The sequence below is a fragment of the Kitasatospora sp. NPDC089913 genome (genome assembly GCF_044748625.1).
Classification (GTDB): Bacteria; Actinomycetota; Actinomycetes; order Streptomycetales; family Streptomycetaceae; genus Kitasatospora.
Map to the genome: position 1 here is coordinate 95033 of NZ_JBIVGI010000015.1, position 12154 is coordinate 107186.

A 12154-nucleotide genomic window follows, 5' to 3' on the forward strand; every position below is an offset into this window, starting at 1 on the left:
GCGCGCCGGAGAGCAGACCATGACAGCCGCCGCCGAGCCCGCGACACCGTTCGCCGAGACTCCAGGCCAGCCGGACCACGACACACCCCGCACCATCACCGCCCCGTCCACGCCCGGTGACCGGGTGTTCCGCGGTTTCCTGCGGGCGGCCGGGCTCTCAGTCTTCGCGATCATGGGCCTGATCGCCTTCTTCCTCGTCCTGCGCGGCGCCGACGCGCTCCGCGAGGTCGGCTTCTCCTTCATCACCGAGCAGAAGTGGCTGACCCAGGCGCACAGCTTCGGCATCGCCGCCGTGCTGCCGAACGGCCTGCTGATCGCCGTCATCGCCCTGCTGATCGCCGTCCCGGTGGCGCTGACCTCGGCCGTGTTCATCTCCGAGTACGTGCCGGTCCGGCTCCGGGCGACCCTGATCTCGCTGGTCGACCTGATGGCCGCGATCCCCAGCATCGTCTACGGCCTCTGGGGCCTGTTCTTCCTCCAGCCGCGGATCATCGGCTTCGTCCGCTGGATGTCCGACCACCTGGGCGGCACGATCCCCTTCCTCAAGGTGCGCACCGGTGACATCGCCAGCTCCTACACCTCGTCGACCTTCATCGCCGGTGTCGTCGTCTCGCTGATGATCATCCCGATCGTCACCTCGCTCAGCCGGGAGGTGTTCTCCCAGGCGCCGCAGGGCGAGCGGGAGGGCGCCTACGCGCTCGGCTCGACCCGCTGGGGCATGGTGCGGACCGTGGTGCTGCCCTTCGGCCGCGGCGGCGTGATCGGTGCCGTGATGCTCGGCTTCGGGCGCGCGATGGGCGAGACCATCGCCGTGGCGCTGATCATCTCGCCCAACTTCGAGCGGATCAGCCACGTCCTGGAGAGCGGCGCCAACTCGATCTCCGCGCTGATCGCCCTGCGCTTCGGCGAGTCGGACCCGCTCTCGCTCTCGGCGCTGATGGCGGCCGGCCTGGTGCTGTTCGGGCTCACCCTGCTGGTCAACATGGCGGCCGGGTTCGTGATCAACCGGTCCCGTTCCGGCGCGGCCACGGCGGACTGACCGTGAACCGCATCCCCCGCCCCCGCCCGTTGCCGCCCCGTTGTGAAGGGACGACCCGATGACCACACTCGATCTGCCGGCCGAAACCGCCCCGGCCCCGGCCCCGCCGAAGGCCGCGCCGCCGGCCGAGCGCCGGATCAGGATCGGCGGGGTGACCCGTGAGGACGTGCTGACCGTCCTCGGCGCCGCGACCGGATCACTGGCGCTGGACTGGATCCTCTACGAGCGCGTCATGCCGTTCAGCGGTGCGTTCGGCTTCCTGCTCTGCTGGTACCTGCTGTTCCTCGTCGGCTACAGCCTCCTCGGCCGGCTCCAGTGGGGGCCGCTGCTGGTGCGCGAGCGACTGGTGGCGGTGATCGCCTGGAGCGCGGGCCTCGCGGTGGTGGCGTTGATCGCCGACCAGATCGGCTACGTCTCGATGCGCGGCTACGAGGCGGCCCAGCACCTCAACTTCTTCACCGAGTCGATGGAGACGACCTCCGCGCTCTCGCCGATCACCTCGGGCGGCGCGGTGCACGCGATCCTCGGCTCGCTCGAACAGCTGGGCCTGGCCACCCTGTTCGCGGTGCCGCTGGGCATCTCGGCGGCGGTCTTCATGTCCGAGGTCGGGGGCCGGATGGCCCGCCCGGTGCGGACCCTGGTGGAGGCGATGACGGCGCTGCCGTCCATCGTGGCCGGCCTCTTCATCCTCGGCGTCGTGATCATCACCCTGGGATTCGAGAAGAGCGGCTTCGCCGCCTCGCTGGCCCTGACGGTGATGATGATGCCGATCGTCACCCGCGCCGCCGAGGTGGTGATCCGGCTGGTGCCGGGCACGCTGCGGGAAGCCTCCTTCGCCCTCGGCGCCAGCCAGTGGCGCACGGTGTGGAACGTCGTGCTGCCGACCGCCCGGCCCGGTCTGGTGACCGCGGTGGTGCTCGGCATGGCGCGCGGTGTCGGCGAGACCTCGCCGGTCCTGCTGACCGCGGGCTTCACCACCCAGCTCAACGCCAACCCGTTCAGCGACCGCCAGGTGTCGCTGCCGCTCTACATCTGGAACTACGTCAAGCAGCCCTACCCCGACATGGTCGCGCGGGCCTTCGCGGCGGCCCTCGCCCTGATGCTCATGGTGCTGATCCTCTTCGTCACCGCGCGCGTGCTCGGCGGCCGCCGTCCCGGGCAGCTGACCCGTCGCCAGCGCCGCCGGATCGAGCGGGGCGCCCGGGCCGCCGAGCGGTCCGCCCACGAGCGCCGGACGGTCGCGGCCGCCGGACCCGCTGTTGCCGGAGCCCACCGGACGACCTCCGGTACCACCGTGGCAGGAGCGAGCTGATGTCCGTAACAACCACCCACCGAACCAGAGGAGTTCCCATGTCGTGGGAGGCTGTTCGCCGACCCGTGGCACGTACCGCCGCCATGCTGCTCACCCTGTGCCTGACCGCGGCGGCACTGCTGCTGGGACAGGCCGTCCCGGCGTTCGCGGCCACCTCGCTGAACGCCGACGGGTCGAGCTGGGCCGGTCCGGCCATCGACCAGTGGCGCAACGACGTCAATCCGATGGGCATCAAGATCAACTTCAGTCCGTCGGGCTCCGCCGCGGGCCGCAACCAGTGGGCGATCGGCCAGAACGACTTCACCGCCTCCGACGTCCCCTTCCGGACCCAGCCGGACACCGGCGTCGGCGCGGGCGGCCACGAGGGCGGTTCGGGCAACGTCGAGAACCCGGTGTACGGGTACTCCTACGTCCCGATCACCGCGGGCGGCACCGCGTTCATGTACAACCTGACCGTCGCCGGCAAGCAGGTCCGCGACCTGCGGCTCTCGCCCAAGACCATCGTCGAGATCTTCACCCGTAAGATCACCAACTGGAACGACCCGAGGATCACCGCCGACTACGGCAAGGCGCTGCCCTCGATCCCGATGATCCCGATCGTCCGATCGGACGGTTCGGGCGCCACCGCCCAGTTCACCCGGTGGATGCAGCACACCTTCCAGGCCGAGTGGGAGGAGTACTGTCGGAGCATCAACAACGTCTCCTGCGGCGACTACACGGAGTTCTTTCCGAGGACCGCCCAGACGAAGGCGCTGAACGGCTCCGACGTCGTCGCCAACTACATCATGGGCTCCGCGGGCGAGGGCACCATCGGCTACGACGAGTACGCCTTCGCCAAGGGCAGCAACTGGCCCGTCGTCAAGGTGCTCAACCCCGCCGGGTACTACACCCTGCCCACCGCCTCCAACGTCGCCGTCGCCCTGACCGCCGCCAAGATCCGCGGCGTCGACGACAGCACCTCGCCGAGCGACCCGAACTTCCTGCAGCAGAACCTCGACGGCGTCTACGTCAACAACGACCCGCGGTCCTACCCGGTCTCCAGCTACAGCTACCTGATCGTCCCGCGCAAGGACGCCGCGCTCCCGCCGCCGCCGCGCTTCAACGACGACAAGGGCAGCGCGCTCAGCCGCTTCATCTCGTACGTGCTCTGCGCCGGCCAGGGCAAGGCCGACGAGCTCGGGTACTCGCCGATCCCCCGCAACCTGGTCCGCGGCGGCATCCTGCAGACCCAGCACATCCCTGGCAACGCCAGCACGGTCGACCCCAACACGCTCGCCAACTGCCCCAACCCGACCTTCACCGGTGAAGAGCTCACCGTTCTGAAGAACGCCCCGCAGCCCAGCCCCTGCGACGCCAAGGGCGCCCCGCTGGACTGCAAGGTCGAGAACGGCAAGCCGGTGACGGGCGGAACCACCTCGGGCGGCTCCGGCACCACCGGTGGCGCGGCAGCGGGCGGTTCCGGCTCGGGCGGTGCCGCCACCGGCGGCGCCGGAGCGGCGGGCGGTGCGGCCACCGGGGGCTCCGGCTCCACCGGCGGCGCGACCGGCGGCGCGGCCACGACGAGCGGCGCCGGGGGCACCGGCAAGGCCACCACCACCAAGACCCCCGGCTCCACCGGCACCGGCACCACCGGCGGCGCGGCCACCACCGGCGGCGCCGGCAGCACGGGCGGCACCGGCGGTGACGCCGGCACCGGTGGCGCCGCGGCCGACCCCAACGCCCCGGCCGCCGACGACCCGAACGCGGCGGTCGACGGGACCGACGACCAGGCCGCCGAGCAGGTCGTCGACCCGCAGACCGGCCAGGTGGTCGCACGCGGCCGCGGCAGCGGCACCGCCACCGAGGTCACCGCGGACGTGGTCGAGGTCGCGGGCCGCCCGGAGGACTGGACCCTGAGCACGCTCACCGCGCTCGAACTGCTCGCCGTCGTCGTCGTCCCGCCGCTGCTCGGCCGCCGGCTGCTGCGCCGCCGCTCGCAGACGGGCGGCCGGTCATGACGGCGCCCGCGCTGGAGAAGCCCGCCGGTCCGGCGCCGGCCGCGCCCGCCCCGGCGGGCGCGGCCCCGCCCGCCGGCCCGGCGCCGCGGACCGCTCCGGCCGGGTCCGACGGCTCCGGCCGGACGGCCAAGCGGGTCAGGTTCCTGCAGGCGGCCTGGGCGGTGAGCCTGCTCGCGGCCATCACCATGGGCTTCGTCGGCTACCTGTTCACCCTGTCGCACGTCCAGCAGAAGCACTTCCAGTCCACCGCGTACAAGTCCTTCCGGGACCAGCTCGCCCGGGCGGTCGCCCCGACCGGCAAGGCCGCCGACGGCTCCCCCGTCGCGCTGCTGGACATCCCGGCGATCGGGCTGCACCAGGTGGTCGTGGTGGAGGGCACCACCGGCCGGGACCTCATGCGCGGCCCCGGCCACCGCCGGGACACCGCGCTGCCCGGCCAGACCGGGGTGGCGGTGCTGTTCGGCCGGGGGGCCACCTTCGGGGCGCCGTTCGGCGAGCTGAACAAGCTGCGGGTCGGGGACCGGATCGAGGCCACCACCGGCCAGGGCAAGTTCACCTACACCGTCAACGTGTACGGCGACGAGGACCACCCGATCGTGGACCCGGTCCGCAACCGGCTGGTGCTGGTGACCAGCGACTCCGACTGGATCCCGGAGTCGACGGTGATGATCGGGGCGCGGCTGGACGGGGACCCGGTGGTCAACCCGGGCGGGCGTCCCGCCACCGTGCCGTACGACAAGGCGCTCGCCGCCGACAAGGGCGCGCTGGCCGCGCTGCAGCTGTGGACGCTGGGACTGCTCGGCGCGGTGGTCGCCGTCGTCGTGCTGGCCCGGTACTGGCACCGCTCGGCCGCCTACCTGAGCCTCGCACCGGTCGTCGGCGCGCTGCTCTGGGCGGTCTACGAGAACGCCGCCGCCCTGCTGCCCAATCTCTACTGACGCGCGCCCGGAGGACCGTACCGATGACGGATGCACCGATGACCCACGTACCGACCGGCCACGGGCCGGGCGACCCGGCCGAGACCACGATCACCCTGCCCGCCGTCCCGGCCGGCGTCGACGGCAGCCACGCCGGACCCGACGGGCAGCTGCTCTACCCGCAGGACGCGCACTACCAGGGCTACGCCGAGGAGCCCCGGCTGGCCGGGCTGGAGACCCGCGACGTCTCCGCCTGGTTCGGCGCCCGCAAGGTGCTGGAGCGGGTCTCGCTCGCCATGCCGGCCGGCGAGGTGACGGCGCTGATCGGGCCGTCCGGCTGCGGCAAGTCCACCTACCTGCGGATCCTCAACCGGATGCACGAGATGGTCCGCGGCGCCGCGCTCTCCGGCGAGGTGCTGCTGGACGGCGACGACGTCTACCGCCCCGGCCGCCGCCCGGCCGAGGTGCGCCGCCGGATCGGCATGGTGTTCCAGCGGCCCAACCCGTTCCCGGCGATGTCCATCAAGGACAACGTCGCCAGCGGGCTCAAGCTCGCCGGCATCAAGGTCGGCAAGGACGAGCGCGAGCACCTGGTGGAGACCAGCCTGCGCCAGGCCGGCCTCTGGGACGAGGTGGCCACCCGGCTGGAGGCCCCGGGCGGCTCGCTCTCCGGCGGCCAGCAGCAGCGGCTGTGCATCGCGCGGTCGCTGGCCGTCTCGCCGGACATCCTGCTGATGGACGAGCCGTGCTCGGCGCTCGACCCGACCTCCACCCGCCGGGTCGAGGAGACCATCGCGGAGCTGCGCGGGCAGCTCACCATCGTGATCGTCACCCACAACATGCAGCAGGCCCAGCGCGTCTCGCAGAGCTGCGCGTTCTTCCTGGCCACCCACGACACCCCGGGGCGGATCGTCGAGCACGGGCCGACCGAGCAGGTCTTCCACCACCCGCGCGACCAGCGGACCTCGGACTACGTCAACGGCCGCTTCGGGTAACCGGACCGGGCCCGGCTGCCGGGCCGCCCGCCCGCCCGACTACTCGCCGCGGTGCTGGAGGATCTCCTCCAGCACCGCGGCGACGCCGTCCTGCTCGTTGCTCACCGTGTGCAGCGCCACCGCCGCCAGCACCTGCGGGTGGGCGTTGGCCACGGCGTACGCGGTACCCGCCCAGGCCAGCATCTCCAGGTCGTTCGGCATGTCGCCGAAGGCCACCACCTCGTTCCGGTCGATCCCCCGCCCGGCGCACCAACGGGCCAGCGTGCTGGCCTTGGTGACGCCGGGCGCGCTGATCTCCAGCAGCGGGATCGGTGCCGAGCGGGTGATCTCGGCGAGATCCCCCGCCGCCTCCCTGGCCTCGCCGAGCAGCTTGTCCGGGTCCAGGTCCGGATGCTTGGCGAGCAGCTTGAACAGCCCGCGCACCGGCCCGCCGGCGCCGAGCAGCCGCTCCGCCGGACCGACCGGGTGGTTCTCGTCCTGCCCCCACATCCGGACCTCGTAGCCGGGCTCGCGGGCGAACCCGGCCGGGTACTCGAAGGCGAACGCGATGCCCGGCAGCTTGGCCCGCAACCGCCCGACCACGGCGAGCGCCTCCGCCTCCCCCAGCGGGAACGACTCCAGCAGCTCGCCGCGGTGCACGTCCACCACGGCGCCGCCGTTCGAACAGATCGCCACCCCGTGGCCGCCGATGTGCGCGCTCACCTGCTGCATCCAGCGCGGCGGACGGCCGGTCACGAACACCACCTGGATCCCGGCCGCCTCGGCGGCGGCCAGGGCGGCGGCGGTGCGCCCGGTGACGGTGCCGCCGGAGCAGAGCAGGGTGCCGTCCAGGTCGGAGGCGATCAGCCGGATCGGGGGAGCGGTGCGCGGTGTGGTCACCGACCCATCTTCGCCCACGCACGGGCGGGCGGTCACCGGGGCGGGCGGCCGGGTCCCGGAGCGATCTTTGCGGCACGTTTCGGCCCCGGCCGCACCGGTTTCCGGCCGATCACCCCGCCCCCGGGGTGTCCCACCGCCCCCGACCGGGCAGGACTCCCCTCGGCCACCCCGTCGGCAGGAAGAGCCATGCCAACTCGCCAGGTCCGAGACGAGAGCCCCCCGACCGACCCCGAGGACGTCCCGCCGCCGTCCCGCGAGCCGGTCCTGATCGGTGACATCCTCTTCGACACCCTCGCCGAGCTCGCCCGCCGCACCGCCCCCGCCCAGCCCCTCCGGCTCCCCGCCCAACGGCCGCACCCCTGAGGTCCGGCCCGCACCCCTGAGCGCGGGGCCGCCCCCGAGCCCCGGCGCGCACCGGCTCGGGCGGTCGCCGTGGCGGCAGGCGGTGGACCGCAGGGCGGTCGAGGTCACGGCCGCGGTCCAGGGCGGCGTGGTGCGCACGGATCCGGTCGGCCCTCGCCGCCCCTCGGCCGGGCCGACCGGTCCGTGCTCGGCCTCGGCGGCCGCGATGTACTCGTCGACGGCCTCGCGCTGGAACTGCCGCCGGACGGCTTCCTCGATGGACGAGGAGGCACCTTGCGTCCCCGCCCGCTCGCGGATCGCCGCCGAGGTCTCCGCACGCAGGGAGATGCTGGTGACTCCGGTCCTGCCAGCGCCGAGGCGGCGAACGGCCCCGAGTCTCTCCGGAGCTTCGGACGGTGGTGGGCCCGCTCCCGCCCGCCGGCGCGGGCGGGAGCGGGCCGTCCTTCAGGAGGCCAGGCGCTTCAGTGCCGCCGTGGTGATGCCCTCCACGTCGGCCGGGGTGCCGGCGGGCCGGCCGGCCAGCTCGACGACGGCGACCCTGGTGCCGCTGCGCAGGACGGCGACGCCGCCGCCGGGGACGCCGTCGCCGCTGTAGGCCGGGTACCAGCGGGCGGTGCCGCCGGCGGCGGTCAGGGTGTGGGCCGCGCCGTAGCGCCAGTGGCCGGCCGGCTCGTCCTGGCAGTCCTCGACCAGTGCGACGAGCTGCTGCTCCCAGGCGGTGGCCGCGGCCGCGGTGGGGGCGCTCGCGGCCGACTCGTTCAGCAGACCGGCGGCATCGAGGGTCCAGGCCACGGACGCGTAGGCGGTGGCCCCGCCCTTGGTCAGGTCGCGCATCGTCTGCTCGCCGGAGCAGGCGGACAGCGCCTGGCGGCCGCTCAGTACGACGGTCGCGCCGACCGGGTGCAGGCCCTGCCGGACGGCGTCCTCGCTCTGGACGAGGCCGGCCGAGCCGAGCCCGGCGGTGGCGGTCGCGGGGGCGGTGGTGGTCGCGGCGCTCGCGACCGGGCCCGGGTGGGCGGCGGGAGCCTGGCCGGCGGCGGCCGCGGTGCGCTGCGCGGCCGGCTGGGCGGCCCCGTCGGCGTTGGCCGACTGGGTGCCGACCACGCCGACCGTGATCAGTGCGGCGGCGAAGCAGGCCGCGGCGGCGACCCGGTTGCGGCGGACGGACTTCTGCTGGACGGCGCGGTTCTCGGTCATCTGGTCCCCCTGCTGGTCGGGACGCCCGTTGCGTCCTCGTACAACCGGGGAGATGCCGCCCGGGAGGAGAAAGTCGGAGTCCCGGGCGGGCTGTTTCACAGCCGTGACAGAGCGGTCCTGACGACACGGTCCATCGCGGCCGTGCCCAGGCAGGCGTGGACGTCCAGCACCCCGTAGTGGCTGCCGCTGCGCAGGACGGCGACGCCGCCGCAGGGCTCCTCGACCTCCGGCGCCCTGCCGGTGGTGTTGAGGAGCCCCTCGAAAAGGCCCATCCAGCTCGCGGTGACGTCCGGGGCGAACCGCACCGTCGTGGTCCTTCCGTAGACCCAGTGACCGGGCGGTTGCTGCTGGCAGGACACCTGCTCCTGCAGCAGGCGCTCGGCGAAGCCCTCCGCCAGGGACGGGCTCGGGGCCTCGGCGGCGACCTCGCGGGCGACCTGGTCGACCAGGTCGGCGGCCCACGTGGGGTCGCTCGGGTCGGTGCGGGGGCTGGTCATCAGTCCGCGGAAGTGGGCGCCGGGCCCGCCCAGGGTCTGCACGAGGGTCTTCTCGCCGGTGCAGGCCGGGTTGGCGTAGTCCCCGTCGCCGTACCGGTCGGTGACGTGGATCCGGCTGGTGGCGACCTCCGGGCGGAACGCCAAGGGGTCCAGCAGGTTCGCGGTCGTCACCGGCCCGGGAGCGCCGGGAGCACCGGAAGCATCGGGCGTACCGGTCGGCGAGGCGGAGGCCGAGGCGGGCGTCGTCGCCGGAGCCGACCGCCCCGCCGGGTGCGCGTCGTCGCCGGGAGGCGCCGGCAGCACGAACCGGCCGGTCACCAGCCCGAGCACGGCGGCCGCCACCAGGGCGGCGACGGCGGACCGGGTCCGGACGGCGACGCGGCGCCCGCCGGTCGCGGGAGCGCCGCTCACGGACCGGCGACCAGGTGCTCGCGCATGAAGCGGCGGGCCTTCTGGATCCGGTCCTTGACCGTGCCCATCGGGGTGTCCAGCTCCTCGGCCACCTGGGCGTAGGTCAGGTCGCCCAGATCGCGCAGCACGAAGGACTCCACCAGGGCGGGGTGCTGCTGCTCCAGCGCCGCCAGCGCCTCCATCACGTCGAGCCTGGTCCCGGCGATGACGCTGGTGGTGCGCGGGTCGACCGACTCGGGCAGCTCGGCGTGGCTGTCCTCGGCGCGCCGGCGCATCGAACGGTAGGTGGACCGGGCGGCGTTCGAGGCGATCACCGTCACCCAGCCCAGGAAGGAGCCCCGGCCGTCGTACCCGCCCAGGTGCTTGCTGATGGACAGCAGCGCGTCCTGCGCGGCCTCCTCCGCGTCGGCGTGGTGGGGCAGGAACCGCGAGCAGCGCCGCAGCACCACCGGCCGCAGCTTCGCCAACAGGTACTCCGTCGCCCCCGGATCCCCCGCCCGGGCAGCCGCCACGAGCCGTTCCAGCTCGCCTTCCTCGAACATCCGGATCCCCCGTTCCGTCAGCCCGGCACCACGCCCGGCATCGCGCCCGCCGAACGGGAGTTCCGCGCTCCGCCCGACTCCGGCAGAATGCTGCCACATGCGCAAGCTCGGCCGTTACCTCCTCCTGGAGCGGCTCGGCGCCGGCTCCTTCGCCACGGTCTGGAAGGCCTACGACCCGGAGCTCGACACCGAGGTCGCGGTGAAGGTGCTGGCCGAGAACTGGGCCGCCAACGCCGACGTGCGCGAGCGGTTCCTGGCGGAGGCGCGGCTGCTGCGCCGGATCGCCAGCCCGCGCGTGGTCCGGGTGCACGACGTCGGGGTGCAGGAGGAGCGGCCCTACTTCGTCATGGACCTCGTCCGCGGCGGCACCCTGGCGGACCGGGTCGGGCAGTGCGACCCGCAGGAGGCGCTGCGGCTGGCCGCCGAGGCGGGCCACGCGGTCCAGGTCCTGCACGAGGCCGGTGTGGTGCACCGCGACGTCAAGCCGTCCAACCTGCTGCTCGCCACCGACCCCGCGCCCGGCGCGGTGCTGGTGGCGGATCTCGGCAGCGCCAAGCAGCTGGCCGACGCCTCCGGGCTGACGGTGACCACCGGCACGCCCGCGTACATGGCACCGGAACAGGCCTTCCAGACCGGCGGGTTCGACAACAGGGCCGACGTGTACGCGCTGGCCGTCGTGGCCTACGAGCTGCTGACCGGTCAGAAGCCGTTCGGCCCGGGCGGGCGCGCCACGGCCCTGATGACCGACGCGCCGACCGCCTCGACACTGCCGGAGCTCCCCGCCGGGTCGGAACTCCCGCCGCACATCGCCCTGCTGCTGCGGGCCGCGATGTCCGTCGACCCGGCGGAGCGGCCGCCGACCGCCCGGGCCTTCGCGGACGCGCTGCTGGCCCCGGCCCCGCAGCCTCGGCCCCCGGCAGGCCGCCGCCGGCTGACCCCGCGCGCGGTCGCCCTGGCCTCCGGCGCGGTGTTCGCGGCGACGGCCCTGCTGAGCTGGCTGGGGCGGTGAGGGCGAGCCGTCACGTCGCGGGGCACCGGCCGACGACGGCTCCCGTAGGGTCGACGCCATGCGTCTGAGTACGGTGATCCTCCCCATCCACCGGTGGAGCGAGGGGCAGAAGATCTGGCGGCGGGCCGAGGACCTCGGGTTCCACGCCGCCTACACCTACGACCACCTGTCGTGGCGGTCGTTCCGGGACGAGCCGTGGTTCGGGGCGGTCCCCACCCTGACGGCGGCGGCCGCCGCGACCGGGCGGATCCGGCTGGGGACGCTGGTGACCTCGCCGAACTTCCGGCATCCGGTGACGCTGGCGAAGGACCTGATCACCCTCGACGACGTGTCCGGCGGGCGGCTGACGCTGGGCATCGGGGCCGGTGGGACGGGGTACGACGCGACGGCGATGGGGCAGGAGGCCTGGTCGCCGAAGGAGCGGGCGGACCGGTTCGCCGAGTTCCTGCCGCTGCTGGACGAGCTGCTGCGCAGCGAGGCGACGACCCGTGAGGGGACGTACTACTCGGCGGTGGAGGCGCGGAACGTCCCGGGCTGCGTGCAGTCGCCGCGGGTGCCGTTCTACGTGGCGGCGACCGGGCCGCGCGGGCTGCGGCTGGCGGCGGAGCACGGGCAGGGCTGGGTGACCTACGGGGACCCGAAGGGCCCGGCGGACGTGCCGGTGGAGCAGGCGCCCGGGGTGGTCGCGCAGCAGATCGCGAAGCTGACGGCGGCCTGCGAGGAGAGGGGCCGGGACGTCGGCGAGCTGCAGAAGCTGCTGCTCCAGGGGTCGACGGCGGAGAAGCCGCTGCAGTCGCTGGACGCCTTCGTGGACTGGGCCGGGACGTACCGGGAGCTGGGCATCACCGAGCTGGTGGTGCACTGGCCGGTGCCCGACTCGATCTTCGCCAACGACCTCGCCGTCTTCGAGCGGATCGCCACCGAGGGTCTCGCCCAGCTGGGCTGAGGGGTGCGGTGCGCGGGCGGTCCCGGGACCGCCCGCGCCGTGATCCCTTA

12 protein-coding genes are annotated in these 12154 nt (G+C 74.0%); 8 read left to right on the forward strand and 4 right to left on the reverse strand.

Annotated features, from left to right (window positions below; all coding sequences use genetic code 11):
- Positions 1-19: 19 nt before the first annotated feature.
- The 5 genes from pstC to ACIPYS_RS22980 all read left to right on the forward strand — a co-directional run bounded on the left by pstC (position 20) and on the right by ACIPYS_RS22980 (position 6260).
- A complete protein-coding gene (gene pstC / locus ACIPYS_RS22960) occupies positions 20-1039 on the forward strand; it encodes a phosphate ABC transporter permease subunit PstC (protein ID WP_360019201.1) in 1020 nt (339 codons plus the stop codon).
- Between the two features lie 58 nt (positions 1040-1097).
- Positions 1098-2351: a phosphate ABC transporter permease PstA gene (gene pstA / locus ACIPYS_RS22965; protein WP_400748857.1), complete on the forward strand. Its 1254-nt coding sequence runs from the start codon at positions 1098-1100 to the stop codon at positions 2349-2351.
- Between the two features lie 65 nt (positions 2352-2416).
- Complete coding sequence (locus ACIPYS_RS22970) at positions 2417-4348, forward strand: substrate-binding domain-containing protein (RefSeq protein ID WP_400748860.1); 1932 nt, start codon at positions 2417-2419, stop codon at positions 4346-4348.
- Positions 4345-5286: a class E sortase gene (locus tag ACIPYS_RS22975; protein WP_093861280.1), complete on the forward strand. Its 942-nt coding sequence runs from the start codon at positions 4345-4347 to the stop codon at positions 5284-5286. Before ACIPYS_RS22970 ends, ACIPYS_RS22975 begins: the two co-directional genes overlap by 4 nt.
- Positions 5287-5324: 38 nt before the next feature.
- Complete coding sequence (locus tag ACIPYS_RS22980) at positions 5325-6260, forward strand: phosphate ABC transporter ATP-binding protein (protein ID WP_400748864.1); 936 nt, start codon at positions 5325-5327, stop codon at positions 6258-6260.
- A 39-nt stretch (positions 6261-6299) separates the two neighbouring features.
- Here the strand turns inward: ACIPYS_RS22980 and ACIPYS_RS22985 are convergent, their stop codons facing one another.
- Positions 6300-7139 carry an HAD family hydrolase gene (locus ACIPYS_RS22985; protein WP_400748867.1) on the reverse strand — a complete coding sequence of 280 codons (840 nt, stop codon included), beginning with the start codon at positions 7137-7139 and terminating at the stop codon, positions 6300-6302.
- A gap of 186 nt (positions 7140-7325) precedes the next feature.
- On the opposite strand from ACIPYS_RS22985, the gene ACIPYS_RS22990 reads away from it, so the two are divergent.
- Positions 7326-7502, forward strand: a complete 177-nt coding sequence (locus ACIPYS_RS22990; RefSeq protein WP_159424953.1) for a hypothetical protein — start codon at positions 7326-7328, stop codon at positions 7500-7502.
- Between the two features lie 444 nt (positions 7503-7946).
- Here ACIPYS_RS22990 and ACIPYS_RS22995 read toward each other — a convergent pair whose 3' ends face one another.
- From ACIPYS_RS22995 to ACIPYS_RS23005, 3 genes are all read right to left on the reverse strand, one after another.
- Positions 7947-8699, reverse strand: a complete 753-nt coding sequence (locus ACIPYS_RS22995; RefSeq protein ID WP_400748870.1) for a hypothetical protein — start codon at positions 8697-8699, stop codon at positions 7947-7949.
- A gap of 95 nt (positions 8700-8794) precedes the next feature.
- Positions 8795-9607, reverse strand: coding sequence for a hypothetical protein (locus tag ACIPYS_RS23000; protein ID WP_400748873.1), 813 nt, complete (start codon positions 9605-9607; stop codon positions 8795-8797).
- Complete coding sequence (locus ACIPYS_RS23005; protein WP_400748876.1) at positions 9604-10149, reverse strand: RNA polymerase sigma factor; 546 nt, start codon at positions 10147-10149, stop codon at positions 9604-9606. Before ACIPYS_RS23005 ends, ACIPYS_RS23000 begins: the two co-directional genes overlap by 4 nt.
- Positions 10150-10246: 97 nt before the next feature.
- On the opposite strand from ACIPYS_RS23005, the gene ACIPYS_RS23010 reads away from it, so the two are divergent.
- Entirely contained in the window at positions 10247-11158 is a 912-nt protein-coding gene (locus ACIPYS_RS23010) for a serine/threonine-protein kinase (protein WP_093861286.1), read from the forward strand.
- Positions 11159-11216: 58 nt separating this feature from the next.
- A complete protein-coding gene (locus tag ACIPYS_RS23015) occupies positions 11217-12104 on the forward strand; it encodes an LLM class flavin-dependent oxidoreductase (protein WP_093861287.1) in 888 nt (295 codons plus the stop codon).
- The last annotated feature ends 50 nt before the right edge of the window (positions 12105-12154 follow it).

Excerpts from the sequence above, each read along its gene's own strand:
- pstC (WP_360019201.1), top strand. The coding sequence starts at position 20 with ATGACAGCCGCCGCCGAGCCCGCGACACCGTTCGCCGAGACTCCAGGC.
- pstA (WP_400748857.1), top strand. The coding sequence starts at position 1,098 with ATGACCACACTCGATCTGCCGGCCGAAACCGCCCCGGCCCCGGCCCCG.
- ACIPYS_RS22975 (WP_093861280.1), top strand. The coding sequence starts at position 4,345 with ATGACGGCGCCCGCGCTGGAGAAGCCCGCCGGTCCGGCGCCGGCCGCG.
- ACIPYS_RS22980 (WP_400748864.1), top strand. The coding sequence starts at position 5,325 with ATGACCCACGTACCGACCGGCCACGGGCCGGGCGACCCGGCCGAGACC.
- ACIPYS_RS22990 (WP_159424953.1), top strand. The coding sequence starts at position 7,326 with ATGCCAACTCGCCAGGTCCGAGACGAGAGCCCCCCGACCGACCCCGAG.
- ACIPYS_RS22995 (WP_400748870.1), bottom strand. The coding sequence starts at position 8,699 with ATGACCGAGAACCGCGCCGTCCAGCAGAAGTCCGTCCGCCGCAACCGG.
- ACIPYS_RS23005 (WP_400748876.1), bottom strand. The coding sequence starts at position 10,149 with ATGTTCGAGGAAGGCGAGCTGGAACGGCTCGTGGCGGCTGCCCGGGCG.
- ACIPYS_RS23010 (WP_093861286.1), top strand. The coding sequence starts at position 10,247 with ATGCGCAAGCTCGGCCGTTACCTCCTCCTGGAGCGGCTCGGCGCCGGC.
- ACIPYS_RS23015 (WP_093861287.1), top strand. The coding sequence starts at position 11,217 with ATGCGTCTGAGTACGGTGATCCTCCCCATCCACCGGTGGAGCGAGGGG.